Source organism: Hungatella sp. L36, from assembly GCF_014288035.1.
In genome coordinates this window covers 1-21,619 of sequence record NZ_JACOPC010000007.1, presented here as the reverse complement: position 1 = coordinate 21,619, position 21,619 = coordinate 1, and the positions used below count along the sequence as shown (strand labels likewise).

General features: G+C 46.7%; 19 protein-coding genes and 1 other RNA gene. 12 read left to right on the top strand and 8 right to left on the bottom strand.

All coding sequences use genetic code 11. From position 1 onward, the window contains the following. Positions 1-29: 29 nt before the first annotated feature. The gene (locus H8S80_RS17245; RefSeq protein ID WP_117632643.1) at positions 30-869 is read left to right on the top strand and encodes a MerR family transcriptional regulator; all 840 of its coding nucleotides are present in this window, start codon (positions 30-32) and stop codon (positions 867-869) included. A 123-nt stretch (positions 870-992) separates the two neighbouring features. Here the strand turns inward: H8S80_RS17245 and H8S80_RS17240 are convergent, their stop codons facing one another. After that, positions 993-1,373, bottom strand: coding sequence for a helix-turn-helix domain-containing protein (locus H8S80_RS17240; RefSeq protein WP_002605654.1), 381 nt, complete (start codon positions 1,371-1,373; stop codon positions 993-995). A 551-nt stretch (positions 1,374-1,924) separates the two neighbouring features. Here H8S80_RS17240 and H8S80_RS17235 point away from each other — a divergent pair. Further along, complete coding sequence (locus tag H8S80_RS17235; RefSeq protein ID WP_002605653.1) at positions 1,925-2,095, top strand: hypothetical protein; 171 nt, start codon at positions 1,925-1,927, stop codon at positions 2,093-2,095. Positions 2,096-2,597: 502 nt separating this feature from the next. Here H8S80_RS17235 and H8S80_RS17230 read toward each other — a convergent pair. The 6 genes from H8S80_RS17230 to nagB all read right to left on the bottom strand — a co-directional run bounded on the left by H8S80_RS17230 (position 2,598) and on the right by nagB (position 7,641). Then, positions 2,598-3,644, bottom strand: a complete 1,047-nt coding sequence (locus tag H8S80_RS17230; protein ID WP_117632642.1) for an ABC transporter ATP-binding protein — start codon at positions 3,642-3,644, stop codon at positions 2,598-2,600. Then, positions 3,598-4,407: an ABC-2 family transporter protein gene (locus tag H8S80_RS17225; RefSeq protein ID WP_243007939.1), complete on the bottom strand. Its 810-nt coding sequence runs from the start codon at positions 4,405-4,407 to the stop codon at positions 3,598-3,600. Before H8S80_RS17225 ends, H8S80_RS17230 begins: the two co-directional genes overlap by 47 nt. 40 nt (positions 4,408-4,447) lie before the next feature. Further along, the gene (locus tag H8S80_RS17220; protein WP_117632640.1) at positions 4,448-5,278 is read right to left on the bottom strand and encodes an ABC-2 family transporter protein; all 831 of its coding nucleotides are present in this window, start codon (positions 5,276-5,278) and stop codon (positions 4,448-4,450) included. 149 nt (positions 5,279-5,427) lie between these two features. Beyond that, positions 5,428-5,586 (bottom strand): hypothetical protein, encoded by a 159-nt coding sequence (locus H8S80_RS17215; RefSeq protein WP_181987991.1) that lies wholly within the window; start codon positions 5,584-5,586, stop codon positions 5,428-5,430. 102 nt (positions 5,587-5,688) lie between these two features. Next, positions 5,689-6,531 (bottom strand): 5'-3' exonuclease, encoded by an 843-nt coding sequence (locus H8S80_RS17210; RefSeq protein WP_117632639.1) that lies wholly within the window; start codon positions 6,529-6,531, stop codon positions 5,689-5,691. A 369-nt stretch (positions 6,532-6,900) separates the two neighbouring features. Next, on the bottom strand, positions 6,901-7,641 hold the full coding sequence (gene nagB, locus H8S80_RS17205) for a glucosamine-6-phosphate deaminase (RefSeq protein WP_002605647.1): 741 nt from the start codon (positions 7,639-7,641) through the stop codon (positions 6,901-6,903). A 120-nt stretch (positions 7,642-7,761) separates the two neighbouring features. Here nagB and H8S80_RS17200 point away from each other — a divergent pair, with 120 nt between their 5' ends. Next, positions 7,762-10,428: a DUF6128 domain-containing protein gene (locus H8S80_RS17200; RefSeq protein ID WP_117632638.1), complete on the top strand. Its 2,667-nt coding sequence runs from the start codon at positions 7,762-7,764 to the stop codon at positions 10,426-10,428. A gap of 16 nt (positions 10,429-10,444) precedes the next feature. Here the strand turns inward: H8S80_RS17200 and H8S80_RS17195 are convergent, their stop codons facing one another. Continuing rightward, positions 10,445-11,140, bottom strand: coding sequence for an anaerobic ribonucleoside-triphosphate reductase activating protein (locus H8S80_RS17195; RefSeq protein ID WP_117632637.1), 696 nt, complete (start codon positions 11,138-11,140; stop codon positions 10,445-10,447). A gap of 385 nt (positions 11,141-11,525) precedes the next feature. Here H8S80_RS17195 and tadA point away from each other — a divergent pair, with 385 nt between their 5' ends. From tadA to H8S80_RS17150, 9 genes are all read left to right on the top strand, one after another. Beyond that, on the top strand, positions 11,526-12,023 hold the full coding sequence (gene tadA, locus H8S80_RS17190) for a tRNA adenosine(34) deaminase TadA (RefSeq protein WP_002605644.1): 498 nt from the start codon (positions 11,526-11,528) through the stop codon (positions 12,021-12,023). A 119-nt stretch (positions 12,024-12,142) separates the two neighbouring features. Then, positions 12,143-12,404: signal recognition particle sRNA large type (ffs, locus tag H8S80_RS17185), an RNA gene on the top strand. A 233-nt stretch (positions 12,405-12,637) separates the two neighbouring features. Then, a complete protein-coding gene (locus tag H8S80_RS17180) occupies positions 12,638-13,717 on the top strand; it encodes a 6-phosphofructokinase (protein ID WP_002605643.1) in 1,080 nt (359 codons plus the stop codon). 13 nt (positions 13,718-13,730) lie between these two features. Beyond that, positions 13,731-15,353, top strand: a complete 1,623-nt coding sequence (dnaX, locus tag H8S80_RS17175) for a DNA polymerase III subunit gamma/tau (protein ID WP_002605642.1) — start codon at positions 13,731-13,733, stop codon at positions 15,351-15,353. 16 nt (positions 15,354-15,369) lie between these two features. Then, a complete protein-coding gene (locus H8S80_RS17170) occupies positions 15,370-15,723 on the top strand; it encodes a YbaB/EbfC family nucleoid-associated protein (RefSeq protein WP_002605641.1) in 354 nt (117 codons plus the stop codon). 2 nt (positions 15,724-15,725) lie between these two features. Next, positions 15,726-16,322, top strand: a complete 597-nt coding sequence (gene recR / locus H8S80_RS17165) for a recombination mediator RecR (protein ID WP_002605640.1) — start codon at positions 15,726-15,728, stop codon at positions 16,320-16,322. Between the two features lie 30 nt (positions 16,323-16,352). Then, the gene (locus H8S80_RS17160; protein ID WP_117632636.1) at positions 16,353-19,502 is read left to right on the top strand and encodes a hypothetical protein; all 3,150 of its coding nucleotides are present in this window, start codon (positions 16,353-16,355) and stop codon (positions 19,500-19,502) included. Between the two features lie 91 nt (positions 19,503-19,593). Further along, complete coding sequence (locus H8S80_RS17155; protein ID WP_038259153.1) at positions 19,594-20,430, top strand: Cof-type HAD-IIB family hydrolase; 837 nt, start codon at positions 19,594-19,596, stop codon at positions 20,428-20,430. An 11-nt stretch (positions 20,431-20,441) separates the two neighbouring features. Beyond that, positions 20,442-21,170 (top strand): CvpA family protein, encoded by a 729-nt coding sequence (locus H8S80_RS17150; protein ID WP_002605637.1) that lies wholly within the window; start codon positions 20,442-20,444, stop codon positions 21,168-21,170. Positions 21,171-21,619: the final 449 nt, after the last annotated feature.

Genomic DNA, 21,619 nt, shown 5'->3' with positions numbered 1-21,619 from the left:
GAAAATGTATGGAGTAAAGGGGCAGTCCCATGAATAAATTATTTACTATCGGCGAGATGGCGAAGCTGTTCGGTATTAATGCGAAAACGCTGCGTTACTACGATGAAATAGGATTGATCCGTCCGGAGCATACGGACCCCATGACAGGATACCGTTATTACTCTACCGGGCAGTTTGAGCGCCTTAATACAATTAAATATTTAAGAGCACTGGATATGCCGCTGGCTAAAATAATGCGTTTTTTTGAAAATAAGGATATCGGTCAGATGATGGAGATTCTGAAAGAGCAGCAGCAGGAGGTTCTTGTAAAACGCAGAGAATTGGAACGCATAGAGCACAAGATCAGTGAACGCCTCTCACAGCTCCATGATGCACTGTATACCATATATAACCAGGTGGAGGAGGTTACTCTGCCGGACAGAAAGCTGGCTATGCTGCGGACGGAAATTCCGGCCACGGATGATCTGGAATATTCTATCCGCCAGCTGGAACGGCAGACACAATTGGAGGCCGCCATGTTTTTGGGTAAGGTGGGCGTGTCCATTTCAATGCGTCATGTGATGTCACATAAATTCGATGAGTTCTGCTCCATATTTGTTGTGCTGGAACCTGGAGATGTCTATGACGGAGAGGCAGCGGATATTCCGGGCGGAAGATACCTAACACTGAGGTACTGTGGAACGCATACGCAGTCATCGGTCTACTATGAAAAACTTTTGTCTGAAATGAAAGTGAGAGGCTATGAACTGGCCGGAAATTCTATTGAAATTACGTTAGTGGATGCGGGAATGACAAACGATACTACACAGTTTGTAACAGAGCTGCAGCTGCCGGTGACAGTTGGGCAAGAGTATGGCCTTAGGAATTAATATAAAAAGGAATATAGCTTTTATAGTAGAGCTGCCGGCCGGCAGCTCTGCTTTTCATATAAACTGTAGTGAATAAGAGACAGTATGCAATGATAAATTAGAATAATAAAAGAATAATGAAAATTACTGTGGCTCCGTCTCTTTTGGTATATCGCTGTTGTTACGGAGACTTTCTTTGTGTTTCTGAAAGGTCTTAATCATATCAAGGACATAATCCTGTTCTTCTTTTGAAAGTAAGGTAGATAAATGATAGATCTCGGCAAGAAGATGAGCACTTCTTTCCGCGTCTTTTTCTGATTCCATGGGGCCTTCCCCCTGAAGAAGCCACGAGCTGTTAATTCCCAGTTCGTAACAGATTCCCCGAATGACGAGCATTTGCGGTTCTGCCTTTTCGTGTTCAATGTTTGTGATGACACCGCGGGAGACACCAATTGCATCAGCAAGAGAATTCTGTGTATACCCTTTTGAACTGCGGGCCTGTTTGAGACGGGCACCTATTCCCATATGATACTCCATTCCGCGTAGGCGCTGCGCCATAATCGATAAGATGGTAGGACATGCGCCAATCCGCCATTTAATTTGGATTAATAAAACATTTCGTAAAATTGCGTGAATCCTGTATTTATTGGTTTCGTTCAGACTTTATCTGTGATATGAATAATGTACAGTGCAATTTCCAACGATTCAAAAGAATCCTTAAACGGGAAATACATGTTACATGTCAGGCGCATGTGATTACGATTACTTTGCAGGTACAGGTTAAACACAAATGTGAAGCTTATTAACCATGGTAGTTTATGTATGCAGTAACGCATGTGTTGAAAATACAATGTGAGAACCGTAACAGGGGTCAGTAACAGTAATTAATCATGTATAAACAATGCACTAAAAATCCTGATAACTAATCTTAACATGGTGAAAATGATTTGTCAAGACATAAATGTATTGAAAAGACGGATAAACGTCTTGACAATGTGATTGAAACATGATAGTATGTATTTATAAAACATAAAAAAGATTTATCAAGTCAAAAGCCAAAGGCGGAGGGTGTAGGATTGCAGTCCATAGAAAGAGATCAGGAGAAGAACCGTCCGGAATTAATCCTTGAAGAGTCTGGAAAGCTTTCTGTTAAAGAGCAGGAGTGTATTCTGGCCACGATAAGAGGAATGGTGTTTACCAGAAGTTGTTTTTTAAAAAATGGTGTGTATAAAGACGAAAAAGAATGAGTTTGTTTATAGTGAAAAAGAATATTTGAGTTAGGTTGGAGTTATTAAATCCAGCAATAGCTATGCACAATTCTATGCGCATTTCTGAATAGTTTATAAAATTTAAGATCGAACAGCCTGCCATTATTATCATAAAACCCAATAAGGATAGATGCTTTTATTAGTTTTTTTGGAGTTGATTTTTTTCAGTCCATCCCGATGAGGGTAGATTTTAATAAAATTATCGTTATTCACCATCAATCCCAGTTGCTATAGCTCTTTGATAATAGGTGCATGGCTTTATTATAATGCTGCGTTTTACAGATTATTTAAAATGATTAATGTAATATGTTTGAAGTGTAGGGCAGAGATAATGACGCAGGTCTTACATATTCTGGTTTCACGCAGAAAAATACCTCCTAAGCAGACTTTGGTAATTTACCTTGTCGACTTAAGAGATATCATTTTACTGCAATGAGGCTGTTCCGTGAAGAAAGTTTATCTGGTGTTTATCCTCTGCTTTCTACGACTTTTTCCAGCTTAAATACAGTCTCGCTATCACATCCTCAATAGGAGCTCTTCTGATTTCCACATCTTCGATTCCCTGAAATCCCGCAAGATTACCCAGAACCTCATGGATTCCTGTCTGGCTGCGGTTAAACTCATATTCGCATATACCCTCATTGGAAGAAAGCAGCTGCAGTCCCGGGATTGTGGGATCGGTTAATGCTTTATCAGATGTTAAAGACTGCTTTTTAGAGCCTGGATTCTTCATGGTGACAACAATGCGTGAGCAGGCGCCGGCCGTATTTCTGAGCTTGTCAAAATTTCCGTCAAATGCAATCTGCCCCTTGTTGAGCAGAATAATCCGCTGCGCCATTTCCTCCAGATCATCCATGTCATGGCTTGTAACGACAATGGTGGTTCCGCATTCTTGGTTAATTTCCTTTAAAAAATGTATCATCTGCTGTTTGGCCAGCACGTCGAGTCCGAGAGTCGGCTCATCCAGAAATATGACGGAGGGGTCGTGCAGCAGCAGCATCCCAATGTCTGCCCGCATACGCTGGCCCAGGCTCAGTTCCCTGGCAAAGGTGCGCAGGATGTCTTCCAGGTCGAGCAGTTCTGTCACCAGGGAAAGGTTCTTTTTATATATCTCCTCCGGAATGCCCCACACCTCTTTTTTCCATTCAAAGCTGGTAATGATGGGATGATCCCACCACAGCTCTGTTCTCTGTCCAAACAGCACACCGATATGGCGCATCAGCTCAATTCTGTCAGTGACCGGGCTTAAACCGGATACGGATACCGTGCCCTCAGAAGGACTCAAGATGCCGGAGAGAATCTTTATGGTTGTGCTCTTGCCGGCTCCGTTGGCCCCGGCGTAGGCGACAAACTCGCCTGGAGCCACTTCAAAGGAAAGATGGTCGAGAGCGGTGATGATGCGTTTCTGTGGGTGAAGCATATTTTTTAAGATATCCCGGGCTTGACCGCTTCTCTGCCATTGGGAGTATTGTTTTGTAACATTATCTATGACCAAAGCCGGAGTATCGTGGTGAACCATTGACTGCATAATATTTCATTCCTTTCTTAAATACATAAATTGTGAGTAGTGACAATGCAAACGCGGCTGTCGGCAGATAACATGCCTGCAGGAGCATGGGAAGGCCAAATTCGCCGCAGCCTGCCTTTAAAAGCAGCGCCGATGGAAACCAGGCCGCCAGTCCCACTGGGAGTACGGTCAGGAACAGCCGTCTTACTGAATGGCTCATCGTACCTAACGGATAAGTCTTCAGAGATGTAAATAAATCCTTGCCCACCTGGGCAATCTCCTCGGCTGCCGCGGGTGCGTAAAATGCGGCGCAGGACAGCAGGGTCATAAAGGAGATAATCAGAGCTGTAGCGCTTAGTGCATAAATAAGCAGCAGCATAAGCCATGGCATCGTGACGGATATGGGCAGCCGGCTGACAGCATACGTGGTCAGTCCAATCCCGCATATAAGCATGCTGCTTCCTGAAAGCGGGGAAAATCCCTGGGCCAGCAGCTCCGCCCATATGGGAACTGGCTGTATCATGACGTGATCCAGTTGACCTCGCCCGATTATACGGCTTATCATGGCTGTATTATTTCCAATAAAAAACATCATATAAATTCCGTCAACGAGAGTGGAGAAGCCCATCATAAAGAGGATCTCCGCCTGATTCATACCGCCGAAGCCGCCGAATTTTTCGGACAGCAGGAATACGCCGGCGATGGTGCAGCAAGCGCATATGGTATCTGAAACGATCTGAAGCAGACAGTAGCGAGTGTCCCGAAGGAACCATAAAAGGTCCATTTTTGTGTATTGCCTGTAGAGGCGTAAAAGTATTTTTAAATTATCCACCAAAAGAGATCATCCTTTCTTTGCTTTTCTTGAACACCCTGGCCGCGGTGATCCACAGAACGATATTCCAGACGAGCTGCAGCCCGATGGTACTTAAGGGAGCAGCAGCCGTGCCGGTATAGATCGTGAGCGGCGCATGGGCGATGGAGCCAAAGGGGAGGAAGGAAAAGACCTTATCCAGTCCCCAGGGAAACAGGGCGAAGGGGATCATTTCCCCCGACAGGAGCGAAAATGCCGCCTCTCGTATATTGTTTGCCACCCAGCAGCCATTTTTCAGGAACATGGCAAAGGCGGCAAATAATAAGTCCATGGCAAATCCCAGAGAAGCTGAAAGTGCCAGACTGATGAGCGCTAAAGCTCCGGATGTCAAATCCGCCGGCGCTGGATTTACGCCCAGAAACGGGGCGATAATCAGCAGAGGGAGGCCGAAAAACAGAAAATTCGGAATCCACCATCGCCCGATCGTCTCAGCGATAAAGCCTATGGGAACGGGAACCGGCCTGGTAAACCGTCCAATGACAGAACCTTCCCACAGCGAGGCGGTGGCCGGTGAAACAATATTTAATTCCTGATGCAATACAGTCGACATCAGTGTGTATGTCATCAGCTGATTTAACGCCATGCCGCCTAAATCGGAACCTTCCCGGTCCAGGGCGGTCCAGATAAAAATAAGCATGACAAACTGTACGGCAGAAACAAGGTATCCGCCTGTGATACACAGGATGCCGCCGTCAAAAATTTGTTTTGTACACATCAAAATAGTGGAGACAATGGCGCGGGGCCCGCAGCCATGTCCAGCAAGAAATGTCTTAAATTTATTCATGATAAAACTACCTTTCTAAAAATGGAATAATAGAACCCATTTTCCGAAAAGGGCAGATTTTTTATGTGACAGGAACATGATTTCATCACATAAAAATACCCAAAAGCGCAAGCGCCTTCGGGTAGATAAACCATCATGAAAACCAGTTGTTAAGACAGCCGGAGAATCGATGAATTTGAAGGGCAGACGCTGTTATTATCGTAAAAATGGGCGCACTGATACACGGAATCGTCATTTTTATACGAAATGACAGCGACATTGTCAATATTTGACCATAATGTTGTAGCCTCAATTGTGATGCAATGCATAGCGTCCACCTCCTTTTTTCGAAATATTTGTTTCAGCATACCATGGAAGAGAGGGAGAGTCAAGAATAATTTGTTTCTGCACTTTGAGTTCAGCATTTGTATTTATCTCAACCCAATTCCGCTCAAAACTTCATTGGTAGTAATGCCGCTGTAATCGTATTTTAATTCTTTTTTATGAAATGGCAACGCGGCTTTGGCATCGAGTTTGATTAGCTTATAGTTGTTGCGCAGACGGATCGTATTGTTTAAAATTGACTTTTGAATCGTTGGTTTTGTGATGCTTTCTGCGTTTGCCAGTATGCTTTCTAAATCCCCAAATTCATGAAGCAGTAGTGCGGCAGTTTTTGGACCTACCTTGTCGGCACCTTTTATATTATCTGCATTATCTCCCGTAAGTGACTTGAAATCTGCATATTGATGCGGTGTGATGTTCAGCTTTTCTTTTACATATGTGGTATCACAAATGACCGTATTCTTACCGCGGTATCGTAAGATTTTTACATTGTCATTGATTAGCTGGAAGAAATCACTGTCAAAGGAGGATATCACAATCGGCATTTGTTCCCCATATGTATAGGCGTAGCTTGCAATTACGTCGTCAGTCTCAACCTGCTGTACCTCGGTATGCCTGATGTTCATAAAAGAGAGTGCACGATATACATCATCAATCTGTGAAAATGGATTGTCTTCCTCGGCGACCAGTGAGTAATCCGGTCGGTTAGCCTTATATTCAGCAAGCAGTTCGGTGCGGGCATTAGGGTGCTCACCGTCAAAGAGTATTACAAGGTGAGTGGGGGCTGCCATTTTCATAATTTTAATTGTTGCGCCGATAAAGCCGAGCGTGCCCTGAATTGCCTTTCCGTCCTTATTTATAATACGCGATGGCATGCCGTAGAACATTTGAAAAAGCAGATTTGTTCCATCAATGATTAACAACTTGTCCATATTGTCGTAACCTCACTAAAAGGATATACTAAGCAAATGTTTGTATTTGATCAGTAAAATTAAGCTTATCATATATTTCAGTAAATGAAAACATATATTTCAGTAAATGAAAATAGGGTTGGAGAGCGGTACTGGGAAACTCCGGCTTCTTAGAAAGTGGCGGAAGAATGAGGTAAGATAAGACTCTGGCAGGTAGTGTGTGACGGTATTACGTGACTCGAAAAAGCAGCTGGATTCTATGGAGTATATGTCAGTAATTGCCGTACATGATGGGTCTAGATGTAATGATGGGATTAAACGAAAAGCCCCTCCAGTATGAAACCGAAAGGGGCTTTTCATTTATGTACCGTTCAGACAGTACCGCTGTTTTTATTTGCAGCAGTCACCGAGTTTTGCAAGGGCAGCATCATCAGCTACGATCGTTACGTCCGGGTGCAGCTGTAAGATGGAAGCTGGAACGCGAGGAGTTACCGGTCCGCAGATGACTTCACGTAAGATAGCAGCCTTGTCTTCACCGCTTACTACCAGCAGTATTTTTTTTGCGCTCATGATGGTTCCGATACCCATGGTATAAGCCTGGCGCGGAACGTCGTCAATGGAGGCGAAGAAGCGCTTGTTTGCTTCGATGGTGCTTTCCTGTAAGTCTACGATATGAGTTTCCTTCGGATATTCGTCGGCCGGCTCGTTAAAGCCGATATGGCCATTATGGCCGAGGCCTAAAAGCTGGAGGTCTACGCCGCCTAACTCATGGACTACTTTTTCGTAACGCGCACACTCTTTCGCGGCGTCAGGCTCTGTACCATCAGGGATGTTGGTGTTTTCTTCCTTGATGTTGACATGTTTGAACAGATTCTCGTGCATGAAATAGTAGTAGCTCTGATCGTTGTCTCTTGTCAGTCCCTTATATTCGTCCAGATTGGCAGTCTTTACTTCAGCAAAATCCAGATCACCGTTGTTGTACCATTCGATCAACTGCTTGTAGGTCCCGATCGGTGTGGATCCGGTAGCGAGTCCCAGTACGCAGTCTGGTTTCATGGTAACCTGAGCGGAAATAATGTGTGCCGCTTTGCGGCTCATGTCATTGTAATCCTTTGCGCGGTAAAGTCTCATTTTTATAGCCCTCCATGTTCTTGAAAAAAAATTTTATTTCATTTATAGCATTAGGATAACATTTTTATGGCATAGTTTCAATGGCTAATTGCATAAAATATTTATAAAAGGGGTGATATCATGTCCAATTATCGGAGACTAATCTCATATATCTATGCCTATGAAGGCGGAATCAAAGGAAAAAACATTGGGTTCGCGAAAATAGAAACGCGGGGCAGCCAGTGTAAGATTACGGTGAATGTTAAGAAGGTTTATGTGGGCGGCAATGATATCGGCGTCTATCTGCTGGCCGGTGAAAAGGAAATCTTGCTGGGAAATATTTTTATCCGCGGAGGTTCCGGGGAATTCCGTACGGTCGTTACGGTAAGTGACGTGGAACACTCCGGAATTCCCATGGATCAGTGTTACGGTCTGACGGTCCATGATGTGGAAAATACGTGGCGGTCTTATACGACGATCTGGGAGGATGCGGTGGCCCACGCCGCTGAAGTAGAACTTTCCAATACGCTTCCCGAGAAAAAGGAAAGAGAAGAAACGGCGCAGGAAGCGCAGATTAAAAAGGCAATGAAGGAAATTGAGGAAGAGTTCCCTGTAGAAGCTGTCCAGGAAACGAAGGAAATTGAGAAGCAGGATAAAATGTCCCGGGAGCAGTTAAAGGCATTTACAGAGAGCGCCAGAGAGCAGTCGAAAGCATTTGCGGAGAGCATCAGAAAACAGGTGGAACAGTCCGCAGATACGACGGAGCAGACGGCGGAAGCATGGATCAGGCAGCAGGAAGCCAGGATGGAATGGTCCAGAGCGAAAGCTTCTTACATAGAATCCATGAATGAGCCGGCGAAGCCGGAAATGGTGCCGGTGGAAGAGCCGGTGAGTGATCTTCACAGCACGGAGGAACCGGCCACAGATAAGGATACTCCAATTCGGGAACCGTATCGGCAGCAGCAGGAACCCATGAAAATGGCACACGCGGATGAGGGATCTTATCGAAAACAGGGTAATTCTGCGCGCGGCTACACCGGTTTCTCCGGTATCCCGGCTGTAGAATATGCCTCTGAACTGATGCCGGATATCGAGACGGTTACCACACTTCACACAGGAATAATGGAGTCGGATACGGAGGAATCTTATTATATAGAAGAAAAAAATCAGGCTCCGTTTATGGCTGAAGGGCAGTGTGGTGCTGACCCGGAAGAGATGCTGTATAATGTGGAAGAGACCGGAACCCGGAGTGATTTTCTGGAGGATATCCAGGGAGAGACGATCTGCTATCGGGCCGATACATCAGGTTCCTTTGTCTCCAGGCCGGAAAGCGGATCCTACCCGCAGCAGCTTGAAAAAATGGGAAATTCAGAGCGTTTAACCGAAGAAACGAAGATGAATGAATCGGAGATGAGTGCTCCGGAGTCGATAAAATCAGGAGTATATGCGCCAGAACTTCGGGAAGCAGAGATGGAAGTACCGGAAAATGGATTGGAAAATGAGCCGGAACGTATATCGGGATATGCGTCAGAGTATGGATTGGATCATGTACTGGAATATACATCAAAATATACACCAGAACATGCATTGGATTATGAGCCAGAACATATATCAAAATATGCGCCAAAAGCTGCAATGGAAAATGGACCGGATCAGATATCGGGATATGCATCACAACACGCATCGGATTATGCGCAGCAAGACCCAGACATGTATGGCAGCCAGGACACATATGAAACGTCCGGCGCCCATTCAGCAAGCGATATATATGGCATCCCAGGCACATATTCCATGGAGAATACACAAAATTCTGTTATCTCCGGCACAATGACCGGTACGCAGAATATTTCCAATTCCCATACAGAGGAATCCATGCAGGAAATATCAGAAACGTATTCGACAGACGGAATTGATGACATTTCGGAAATGACCTCAAAAGACGCTGTTCAAAGCTCTTCAGAAGCCGCCGCGCCAAAAGGAATGCGCGGATATCCGGTTAATCGTCCGGTAGAAAGTATGTGGTACAGTTCTGACATGCGCTCGGCGGGAGACACACATGATTCTCTCAAAATGAGCGCCTCAGAAAATTACACAGCGAAATCTCGTATGGCGGAACCTATACAGGAATCCGGAGAGCCCGAAGAACCGGCCGCAGTAAGAGGTATAAATGAAAATCCGGATAGATATGCATCAAAATCAGCAGAGTTTTCAGCATCAAAACCATCGCCGTTAACAACATCAAAACCAGCGCCGGAAATAATACCGGAAAATTCAGAATCCCACAGAACGGATGAAGTATCGGGAGCCGCGCTGGCGCATACGGTGGATGAAGAACCCAAGGCACCGGAGCTCCAAAAGGCTCAGAACCCCCAGCCGGTTCCTGGCAATCCAATGGAACTGGAACGGTTGTTAAAGACCGGGGAAGAGGATGAAAATTCCAGCGAACGGGTATGGGAGAATTTGAGACGGGATCACACAAAAATCCTGGATTTTGATTATGAAAAGGGCTGTGAAATCCTGACTATTAAGCCACAGGATATCGGCCTTCTGCCCAGAGAGATATGGGTATACGGAAATAACAGTTTCCTGCTTCACGGATATTATAATTACCGCTACTTAATTTTGGCAAAACTGTTTAACCCGGAGGGGACTCCGCGCTATCTGCTGGGGGTCCCGGGGCATTATTACAGTAATGAGCGGTATATGGCATCTATGTTTGGTTTCCCCAATTTTGTTCTGTCAAAGAATCAGCCAATGGAAGACGGACGTTTCGGATACTGGTATACCGATGTCAAGATTGGAAGCTGATACCGTCAGCCATCTGTCAATAATCGATTCCGCGCAGAGAAACGTCAGCCATATATGGACGGAGAATTTCTGCAAAAGCCAGAAGCTCTTCCTTGGTACAGGAAGTGAAGCCGGAACAAAGGACTTCACCGGAGTCCACATAGTTTTGGAGGTAGTAGTGCTGGCAGCCCTCAAGCCACCGTCCGATATCCAGAAAATCCTGGCTGTCATGAAGTTCCTTCACGACGGTGGTGCGGAACTCATACGGGATGGAGCCATTTATCAGAAATGCCGCACTTTCCTCTATTTTTTCCATCTGAATGCCGGGAATGCCTGCCACGCGCGGGTAATTTTCCCGGCCGGCCTTGATATCCATAGCGATATAATCGAGAAGCCCTTTCCCAGCGAGATCCTTTAAGACGGCGGGCTTATAGCCGTTGGTATCCAATTTGATTAAGTAACCCATCTGCCTGATCCTGCGGATAAAATCTTCCAGATCGTCGGAGAGTGTTGGCTCTCCGCCCGTGATGCAGACTCCCTCTAAGACAGATGTACGCCGCTTCAGAAAGGTGAAGAGAGAAGCCTCGGTCATGGCTTCTTCGGCATCATTTCCCAGGAGTCCGCTGTTGTGGCAGAAAGGGCAGCGGAAGTTGCAGCCGCCTAAAAATATGGTGGCAGCGACATGGCCGGGGAAATCCAGGAGAGTTGTTTTTTGCAGACCGCAAATTTTCATAATTTTCGCTTCCTTATTTTCATGGTGTACTTTTCGTGATATACTAAAATGCACTGGTTATCAGTGCACTTAAAAGTAAGTATACCATAAACACTAAATTCGTGAAAGACCTCATTGCGTGTTTCGGCGTACATTCATACCAGTACCGCCGGACCTAAATACGTACTGCATAGCACCCGCTATCTACGCCAGGAGCACGCCTGCGAATCTAATCGCAGGGTCCACTGCGCCGTCGCTTTGCAGACACGCCTCTGACGCAGATATCAGGCATTTTATCACAGTTAACTACGCAATGCAGTACTGGTGCCTCCCGGCGTGTTTGAAAGGACCTGGCAAGTGTTCATTGTATACCATATTTTTGAAATGAGTGAAAAGAGGGACCGGCATGAATGCTGATGAAAAATATATGCGTGCTGCTATAGGACAGGCCCGGAAAGCGGGGGCTATCGGGGAAGTACCCATCGGATGTGTCATCGTCTATGAGGACAAGATTATTGCGAGGGGATATAACCGGAGAACGATTGATAAGAATGTTCTGTCTCACGCGGAGATCATTGCCATAAAAAAAGCATGTAAGAAGATGGGGGACTGGAGGCTGGAAGGCTGTACCATGTATGTGACCCTGGAACCATGTCCCATGTGCGCCGGGGCAATCGTCCAGGCCAGGATACCCAAAGTCGTAATCGGCTGCATGAACCCGAAGGCCGGGTGTGCCGGCTCTGTGCTCGATTTGCTTCATGAAGACGGTTTTAACCATCAGGTTGAGATGGAGAATGGCGTTTTAGAGGAAGAGTGTTCTCGGCTTATGAAGGATTTTTTTAAGGCTCTCAGGGAAAAGAAAGCAGCCATAAAAAAACAAAAACAGGAAGAGACGACTCCTTGACAAATAGCCGGATTCCATGTATACTAAATTGGCTATACATGAAAAGATGTATACGTGTGCGTTAATATATGTATATATATGGAAAGTTCGCATACAGACCAACACATGTCATAAAGTTTCCGTGCAGCCGGGGAGATAGCGGTGCCCTGTACCTGCAATCCGCTCTAGCAGGGGTGATGTCTCACCTCGGATCGTCTATTGCAGGGCTGCCCCTGATAAGTGGCGATGACGTTTGGGTCTTACGCAACAGGAATTCATGAACCGTGTCAGGGCAGGAATGCAGCAGCACTAAGTGGAACCTCCTGTGTGCCGTGAGGCAGCCTGGACTGAGTTAACTGTCAGGGTAACGCCTGTGGTAACGATACAAAGTGAGACGCACGGATTAAAAATATAAATAAAATACAGCGAATAGAAGACAATAAGACACCGGGGAAGCAAAATCCGGTGTCTTTCTATATGTACAATCATTACCATTTAACTGGTAATTTTCTTACATTTCCCGATAGAACAAAGTTTTCCCTTGCCCCACCCTTCCCTTTGTATTATAATTATGTACAAAATGGGTATATAGTATCTATTTTCCTAAACATGAATCTAAGAAGGGGTGTGCTTTGATGATGAGAGTTGGAATGCTTACAAGCGGCGGCGACTGCCAGAGCTTAAACGCGACAATGCGCGGTGTGGCAAAGGCGCTGTACAGAATGTATGACGATGTGGAGATAATTGGTTTTGAAGACGGATACAAGGGCCTGATTTATGCTGATTACCGTGTTATGCAGCAGTCAGAGTTTTCAGGGATTCTGACGGAAGGCGGGACAATCCTTGGCACCTCGCGACAGCCGTTCAAACTGATGCGTACACCGGATGAGAACGGACTCGACAAGGTAGAAGCGATGAAGCACACCTATAAAAAGCTGAAGCTGGAATGTCTCGTTGTTCTGGGAGGAAACGGCAGTCAGAAGACGGCAAATCTTCTTCGCGAGGAAGGGCTGAATATCATTCATCTGCCGAAGACAATTGATAACGACTTATACGGAACCGATGTGACCTTTGGTTTTCAGAGCGCCATCAATGTGGCGACCAACGCCATTGACTGCATCCACACCACGGCGGCGTCTCACGGCCGTGTATTTATTGTGGAGGTCATGGGCCATAAAGTAGGCTGGCTTACCCTGTATGCAGGAATCGCAGGCGGAGCGGACATTATTTTACTTCCCGAGATCCCTTATGATCTGGATATTGTCGTGGAAGCGTTAAGGAGCAGGACGAAGAGAGGAAAACGTTTCTCTATCCTGGCAGTGGCGGAAGGTGCCATTTCTAAGGAGGACGCCGCTCTTACCAAGAAAGAATTGAAAGAAAAGAAGAAAAACGGAGTGATCTATCCGTCGGTCGCTTATGAGATCGGCGCTCAGATTACAGAACGCACGGGACAGGAAGTCCGTGTGACTGTTCCCGGCCATATGCAGAGAGGCGGTGAACCATGTCCATACGACAGGGTTCTTTCGACACGTCTGGGCGCGGAGGCCGCGTATCTGATTAAGAATAAGGAATACGGCAATATGGTGGCAGTGATCAACGATGAGATCGTGAAGGTGCCGCTGGAAGAAGTTGCCGGTAAATTAAAGACGGTCGATCCTGAAAGTTCTATCATTAAGGAAGCCAAGATGATAGGCATCAGCTTCGGCGATGAGTAAGGAGCCATAGAGCATGTCGTATACGGCATTATACCGGAAATGGCGTCCTGCGTCCTTTGCGGATGTCAGAGGCCAGGACCATGTAGTACAGACTTTGAAAAACCAGATAGTATCCGATCGTATCGGTCATGCATATCTGTTCTGCGGTACCAGAGGTACCGGTAAGACCAGTATTGCAAAAATATTTGCGAAAGCGGTTAACTGTGAGAATCCGGTGGACGGCAGTCCCTGCGGAGAGTGCCAGACGTGTAAGAATATCGCGGCAGGCTCCTCCTTAAACGTGGTGGAGATCGACGCCGCTTCCAACAACGGCGTCGAGAATATTCGTGAGATCAGGGACGAGGTCCAGTATCCCCCTACGGAAGGAAAATACCGGGTTTATATTATTGATGAGGTTCATATGCTTTCTACAGGAGCCTTCAACGCCCTCTTAAAGACGCTGGAGGAACCTCCGTCTTATGTAATCTTTATTCTGGCGACCACCGAAGTGCAGAAAATACCGGTCACGGTCATGTCACGGTGTCAGCGGTATGATTTCAAGCGGATTACGGTTGATACCATTGTGTCTCATTTGCAGAAGCTGACCGAAGCTGAGCATATTTCAGTGGAGGACAAGGCGCTGGCCTATATTGCCAAAGCGGCGGATGGGGCCATGCGTGATGCGCTGAGCCTTCTGGACCAGTGCGTGGCCTTCCATTATGGAGAGATTCTGACATATGACAATGTGCTGGATGTCCTCGGCGCCGTAGACATTACGGTATTCAGCCAGTTATTTCGCGCTGTCGTGGAAAACCGGACGAAGGACTGTATTAAGAGTCTGGAGGAGATGGTAATCCAGGGACGCGAGCTGGGGCAGTTTGTAACAGACTTTATCTGGTATCTGAGAAATCTTCTCATTGTAAAGTCTGTGGATGACGCGGAAAATATGCTGGATATGTCGGCGGAGAATATGAATCTTCTGATGGAAGAAGCCGGCCTGGTCGATGGAGAGACGCTTTTGCGGTTTATCAGGGTGTTCTCCGATCTCTCGAACCAGCTTCGCTACGCATCCCAGAAACGGGTGCTGATCGAGGTGGCTCTCATTAAACTGACCCGCCCCGAGATGGAAGAAAACCTGGATTCCGTCATTCAGCGAATCGGCAACATTGAAAAACAGCTGGAAGAGGGCGTCTTTGTAACTGGCGCCATGCCGGCAGGTGGTAACGGTATGGATTCTGTACCGGCCGGAGACAATGGAAGAACGGGCGGAAACGGTGCCCCGTCAGAACCGATGACACCCGCGGAACGCGTTGCGCTCCCCAAGGGGCAGTTGGAAGACTTAAATCTGGTCCGCAACGAGTGGGGAAAGATTGTAAAAGACCTGGGAGGTCCGATCCGGGCCAGTTTCCGGGATACGGTGGTGGAACCGGCGGGAGAAAGCTGTCTCTGCGTTGTGTTCACAGACCAGAGCAATTTTATTATAGGCAGCCGTCCGACGACTCTGGGAGACATCGAACGGTATGTGGAAGAACATTATCAGAAATCAATTTATTTTAAGGCAAGACTGCGGGGCGGCGGAGAACGCCTCGATACCATTTACGTCAGTGACGAAGAATTAAAAGAAAACATTCACATGGATATTATAATAGAAGATTAACAGGAGGACATACACCATGGCAAAGCGTGGCGGTTTTTCAGGCGGAATGCCTGGCAATATGAATAATTTAATGAAGCAGGCTCAGAAAATGCAGCGTCAGATGGAAGAGACGACGAAGGAGCTGGAGACAAAAGAGTATACGGCGACAGCAGGCGGCGGAGCAGTATCCGTTACCGTATCCGGAAAGAAGGAAGTGACTGCGGTGAAGCTTACTGAAGAAGTGGTGGATCCGGATGATATTGAGATGCTGGAAGACCTGATTGTGGCTGCGACCAACGAGGCGTTCCGCCAGATGGAGGAAGAGAGCAGTGCGGCCATGTCCAAGCTGACCGGCGGCCTCGGCGGTATGGGCGGAGGCTTTCCTTTCTAATCATGGATTATTACAGCAGTCAGATAACGAAATTAATAGAAGAGCTTTCCAAGCTTCCCGGAATAGGAAGCAAATCCGCACAGCGTCTGGCATTTCACATTATTAATATGCCGGAGGAATCAGTAACGAGCCTCGCCTCATCCATTACTGAGGCGAAGCATAATGTCCATTACTGCAAGGAGTGTTTCACTCTAACAGACCAGGAGCTGTGCCCGATCTGCAAAAGTGACAAACGCAACCATAAAGTCATCATGGTTGTTGAGGATACAAGGGATTTGGCGGCTTACGAAAAAACGGGGAAGTATGACGGTGTTTACCATGTGCTTCATGGAGCGATCTCTCCCATGCTGGGAATCGGCCCGAATGATATCAAACTGAAGGAGCTGATGCAGCGGCTTCAGGGTGATGTGGAAGAAGTTATCATCGCTACCAATTCCAGTCTCGAAGGGGAAACTACGGCGATGTATTTAAGCAAGCTGATAAAGCCTACAGGCGTACGGGTAACCCGTATTGCCAGCGGCGTGCCCGTCGGCGGAGATCTGGAATACATAGATGAAGTAACATTGTTACGGGCCCTGGAAGGCCGGGTCGAACTGTAACTCATTAACCTTGTTAGGAGATGCAAAAGAATGGATAAGTACGAGTTTAATATTAAAGTTGAACAGATAAAGAAGCTTGTCGGCAAGAGTGATTATGAGACGGCCATGAAGATTGCCGATACCATTGACTGGAGGCGCGTGCGGAACACGAACCTGCTGTCTATGGTAGCCATGGTTTACGAAAAAAATGAGGACTATGAAGAGGCCAGAGAGATTCTTCTTCTGGCGTTTGAACGTGCCCCCATTGGGAAACGTCTGCTCTATAAGCTGGCAGAACTCGCATTAAAAGAGGGCAATATTGATGAGGCTGAGGCATATTACAGGGAATTCAGCGATCTGGCCGGAGATGATCCGAGACAGCAGCTTCTACGCTATTTAATTTTGAAAGCAAAAGGTGCGCCTGCCCAGCAGTTAATCCATTCTCTTGAATCTTATACAAGTCAGGAAATTGATGAGAAATGGCTGTATGAGCTGGCTGAGCTTTACAGCATAGCAGGTATGGCCGACAGATGCGTGGAGACATGCGATAAGATCATGCTGATGTTTGGTCTTGGAAAATACGTGGATAAGGCAATGGAACTGAAAATCCAGTACGCACCGCTTACGACCTACCAGATGGATCTGGTGGAAAACCGTGATAAATATGAGGCAAAGCTTCGCGCTGTGGAACAGGAATACGGACTCGGCGGAGGCCAGATGAATGTTCCGGAGCAGGATGAAGAATACTATGATGATGGGAATCCGGGGATGGACATGCCGGAGGAACCCTATTATGGAGATTTACAGGCCAGGATGCAGGAGGCCGAGGTTCAGGAGGGACTGGCCCGGGAGATGTCCCGCATGTCTTACGAGGAACCGCCGGCTGAACAGCGCCCCAGGAGACATGACAACACACGGGTGCTCGATGATATCAGACGGATTAACCGCCCGGTTATGAGGGACTCTGAATATGATGGCGCTTCTATGGCGGCCGTAGAGACCGCAGCAGCAGGAACCGCATATGCAGGAGGTGCATTTGCCGGGGCAGCAGACGGAATGGCTGGTGCTGCATACGGTGCAGCGGATGCCGTAGTCCATATGGCTGGGAATGCAGAGCGCCTTGCCTCTGCGATGCCAAGACCGCGCGGAATGATGCGTATGCCGGAGATGGCTGATGAAGTTCCTGCAGAGCCAGTGATAGAGGAAGACTATACCTATGGAAATACCGGATATGGAGAATCTTCCTATGGGGAATCTTCTTATGGCGATACCTCCTATGAAGACGGCCCCTATGGCGACACTTCTTATGGCGGACAGGCTTATGGCGGAGATACCTATGGAAAGCCAGGATATGGGGAGACTTCCTATGGCGAGCCGGCATACGGAGAGAATGCGTATGGAGAGGCAGCTTATGGAGAAAACGCATATAGAGAGCCAGGCTATGGGGAACATGCATATGGAGACGCCTCCCATGGTCAGAGTACCTATGGAGAGACCGCCTATGGTGAAAACACCTACGGAGATTCTGCCTATGGAGAAAACAGCCATGAAGGCGCAGCTTATGGAGATAACTCCTATGGGGAAGCAGCCTATGGAGAAAATACTTCTGAAGAACCGGCCTATGGCGGGAATTTGGCTGATGACGTAGCTTACGGTGCATCTGATTATGACGATCCGGAATATGGTAAGACTGCTTATGGTGACACTGCATACGGTAAGTCTGCCTATGGCGATACTGCATACGGCGACGCTGCTTATAGTGACGAGGTTACTGGTGAATCAGTTTCCGGTGAATCGGTTTCCAGTGAGACTGCATACGGCGATTCCGCAGATGGTGAATCAACTGGTGATGATCCGGTCTATGGAGAGACTGCCTATGATGAACCAGAGACATCCTATGATGAATCAGAAGGCGATAATTCCACTTACGTTCAGGGGGATTCTGAATACAGCACACAGGAAGACCATACCGCAAATGTCACTGTTTTGAACAAACGGCGTACAGAAGATAACGTTCTTGAGATAGAAGACCTTGAAGAGGAAGAGGAAGAGGAAGAACCTCCTGTATTAAATCATTTGATGATTGAAGCCAGGACTCCCGAAAAAGGACTTAAAATTGCTGTAGAGGCATTAAAGCAGATTCATAATGAATCCGGCATAAAAAATCCGGTCGCCAAGATTACAGGAGAGAAGCTTTCCAAAAGAGGTGTGCTCGCATCCGCATCTAAACTGGCCGGAAAAGATCTTGTTATAGAAGAGGCAGGAGATTTGACTCCGGAAGCCTTAGAAGAATTATATGAACTGATGAATCACGATAACAGCGGCATGATCGTTGTTTTGATTGATAATCCCAAACAAATGGAGAATCTTCACAGAAACCATCCGCGTCTTGCCAGCAAGTTTGAATGCATAGGAAGCGGAGAAGGCTATGAACCTGGCGAGGAGTATACTCAAACTATATCTCCGGCACAGGAGCCGCGTCCGACGGCAAGAAATGAAGAGCCTGCTAAGAGGGCTGCTGCTCCCAAATCTGCGGTGAGACCTCTCTATCCGGAACGAAATGATGCTCCGGTCAGACGCCAGCCGGCTCCACCAGTCCAGGAGGTTATTCCTGAACCGCGCCGTCAGCCTGTTTACGCCGATGAGCCTTATGAAGAGAATTCTTACGATCAGGATATCAGAGATGCACAGTCATATGAGACGGATTCTTATGAAGAGGAAGCTTACGATGATTTCCCGGATGAAGAAGCGGCGCCGAAAAAGAAAAAAGGTCTGTTCCGCAACCGTAAAAAGCCGGTTTACGAGGAGATGGAACCGGAAGAGTCCTATGATGAAAATGACGATTACTATGTGGAAGAAGACGAAGACGGCGAGGAAGCCATGTCTTACCGCAATGATGATGGTCCAGGAAGTCACGGGGAAGAGATGGATATTGACGAGTTCGCTCAGTACGCCTGCCGTTATGCCAATGAAATTGACTGCAGCATAACCGGCAAGAGCATGCTGGCCCTGTATGAGCGAATCGAGATTATGGAAGAGGACGGAGTGGCACTGACAAGAGAGAATGCGGAAGGCCTGATTGAAGAAGCGGCAGACCGTGCAGAAAAGCCAACCTTCGGAAAACGCGTCAAGGGAATATTCTCATCCAAATACGATAAAGACGGCCTTCTGATCTTGAAAGAAGAGCATTTTATTTACTAATCAAAACGGCGGTAACTCTGCTGTAAGCCTTTGATTCTGCACAGGAACCGAATTGGTGGACGGCGGAATCAAATAACTAATTGGAGCATGAATTGTGGATATCAGATTAATTGCACTTGATTTGGACGGAACGCTTCTGGACAGCCAGAAGCGTCTGTCTTCCCGTAACAGACAGGCGCTGACGGAATGCCTGGAACGAGGCATTCACATTGTTCCGACGACCGGAAGAACCGTGTCTGGGATTCCTTCGGTCGTCCGGGAACTGCCGGGGGTACGCTATGCCATTACAACGAATGGCGCCGTGGTAGAGGATATGAAAGAAGATCTAACACTGTCGGAGTGTACCATTCCATGGGAGTTGGCGCTGAAGATATTAAAAATTATTGATCAGTATCACGTAATGTACGATCCATACATTGAGCGTCGCGGCATTACCGAACCGCGTTTCTACGAACACTTAACGGAATATGGTCTGAGGCCGGAGCTTCAGGAAGTGGTCCGGATGACCAGAGATGTTTATCCGAATATTATTGAGTTTCTTGAAACCTGCCGAAAGCCAGTGGAGAAAATCAATTTATTTTTTCCTGAGATAGAAGAACGCACAAAGGTAAGAAAGGTGCTGGAAGAGATCGATGGAATTATCATTACCTCCTCCATGCCCATGAATCTTGAAATCAATGCGCCAGGAGCGACAAAAGGTGGTGGTATCCGCCGGCTGGCGGAGCATCTGGGGCTTAAGAGAGAGCAAACGATGGCTATGGGAGACGGGGAAAATGATTTCTCCATGATCTTAGAGGCCGGAATCGGTGTAGCCATGAAAAATGGCCGACCGGATCTCTGCAAGGCAGCTGACTATATTACGGACACAAACGACGAAGATGGAGTGGCGTCGGCCATATACCGATTCGTCCTGGAGGCAGAATTATAACGAGGAATTTTATGGAAAATTGGTTATCGATCGCGGCCGGGGTCTACCTGCTGTCCATGGTTCTATACGGACATTACAGGGGATTTATCCGGCTTGCGGTATCTATGGTGGCATTAGTGGCGGCTCTGGCAATTGTGCACGTATCCATGCCGAAAGTAACAGAATATTTAAAAGAAAATACGTCGATACAGCAGACGCTGTCCAACAGCATGAAGCAGGCAGCAGGTATCGGCCTGCCGGAAGAAACTGGTGATGAAGAAGAGAAAGATGAAGATGTGCCATCCGTACAGCGCACGATTATCGAAAACCTTAATCTGCCTCAGAATGTCAAATCGGCGCTGATCGAAAATAATAATCACGAAGTCTATGAGCTTTTGGGAGTCAATGCCTTTGCTGATTATATAGGAAACTATCTGGCGGACATGATTTTAAATTCCGTGGGCTTCGTCCTGATGTTTGCGATCGTATATCTTCTGATTAAGCTGGTGGTGCGCTGGCTGGATTTGATTGCCCGCCTTCCGATCCTTTCTGGAATGAATAAAATCGCGGGTGCGCTCCTCGGAGGTGTTCAGGGTCTGATCTTTCTCTGGATTCTCTGTCTGGTCTTAACGGCGTGCTCCGGTACTTCGTGGGGAATGACACTGATTCGTCAGGTGGAAGCCAGTAAATGGCTGTCCTTTCTATATGAACATAATTTCCTGAATGCAATTGTTTTGAGCGTCATCCATGGTATGCTGTAGGTCTGCAATTGTTGATATCATATATTCAATTAAAACAAATCGCTGGTCAGAATGAAAAAATGTCTGTCCGGCGATTTTTGTTATAACCACAAAATATAGGAGAAATCAAGAAATAAGAGCATATTTAGTGTTGCAAAAAATTGTTTGAGAAAATGGAACAAATTCCCTTGACTTTATTTGGCGAACATGATATATTATAACTCCAGCACGGACACAGTCCGGTGCAGGGCTCAGCTGAAAAGCTGAAAAGAAAGTTTAAAAAAGTTGTTGACAAAACAGAAACGATATGGTAATATAAACGAGTTGCTGTTGAGAACATAACAACACAAAGCACTTTGAAAACAGAAGATTGAACAGTATGTAAAACCCTGAAAATTCTAATAAAACAAGCCATTGTTTGATGGCTTTGAATGAGAAAATTCAGAACGAATACAATTATTGTATACGAA

Bases quoted from the DNA above. Each gene is read 5' to 3' on its own strand.
- H8S80_RS17245 (WP_117632643.1), top strand. From the start codon at position 30: ATGAATAAATTATTTACTATCGGCGAGATGGCGAAGCTGTTCGGTATT.
- H8S80_RS17240 (WP_002605654.1), bottom strand. From the start codon at position 1,373: ATGGGAATAGGTGCCCGTCTCAAACAGGCCCGCAGTTCAAAAGGGTAT.
- H8S80_RS17230 (WP_117632642.1), bottom strand. From the start codon at position 3,644: ATGCAGTCAATGGTTCACCACGATACTCCGGCTTTGGTCATAGATAAT.
- H8S80_RS17225 (WP_243007939.1), bottom strand. From the start codon at position 4,407: ATGGACCTTTTATGGTTCCTTCGGGACACTCGCTACTGTCTGCTTCAG.
- H8S80_RS17220 (WP_117632640.1), bottom strand. From the start codon at position 5,278: ATGAATAAATTTAAGACATTTCTTGCTGGACATGGCTGCGGGCCCCGC.
- H8S80_RS17215 (WP_181987991.1), bottom strand. From the start codon at position 5,586: ATGCATTGCATCACAATTGAGGCTACAACATTATGGTCAAATATTGAC.
- H8S80_RS17210 (WP_117632639.1), bottom strand. From the start codon at position 6,531: ATGGACAAGTTGTTAATCATTGATGGAACAAATCTGCTTTTTCAAATG.
- nagB (WP_002605647.1), bottom strand. From the start codon at position 7,641: ATGAGACTTTACCGCGCAAAGGATTACAATGACATGAGCCGCAAAGCG.
- H8S80_RS17200 (WP_117632638.1), top strand. From the start codon at position 7,762: ATGTCCAATTATCGGAGACTAATCTCATATATCTATGCCTATGAAGGC.
- H8S80_RS17195 (WP_117632637.1), bottom strand. From the start codon at position 11,140: ATGAAAATTTGCGGTCTGCAAAAAACAACTCTCCTGGATTTCCCCGGC.
- tadA (WP_002605644.1), top strand. From the start codon at position 11,526: ATGAATGCTGATGAAAAATATATGCGTGCTGCTATAGGACAGGCCCGG.
- H8S80_RS17180 (WP_002605643.1), top strand. From the start codon at position 12,638: ATGATGAGAGTTGGAATGCTTACAAGCGGCGGCGACTGCCAGAGCTTA.
- dnaX (WP_002605642.1), top strand. From the start codon at position 13,731: ATGTCGTATACGGCATTATACCGGAAATGGCGTCCTGCGTCCTTTGCG.
- H8S80_RS17170 (WP_002605641.1), top strand. From the start codon at position 15,370: ATGGCAAAGCGTGGCGGTTTTTCAGGCGGAATGCCTGGCAATATGAAT.
- recR (WP_002605640.1), top strand. From the start codon at position 15,726: ATGGATTATTACAGCAGTCAGATAACGAAATTAATAGAAGAGCTTTCC.
- H8S80_RS17160 (WP_117632636.1), top strand. From the start codon at position 16,353: ATGGATAAGTACGAGTTTAATATTAAAGTTGAACAGATAAAGAAGCTT.
- H8S80_RS17150 (WP_002605637.1), top strand. From the start codon at position 20,442: ATGGAAAATTGGTTATCGATCGCGGCCGGGGTCTACCTGCTGTCCATG.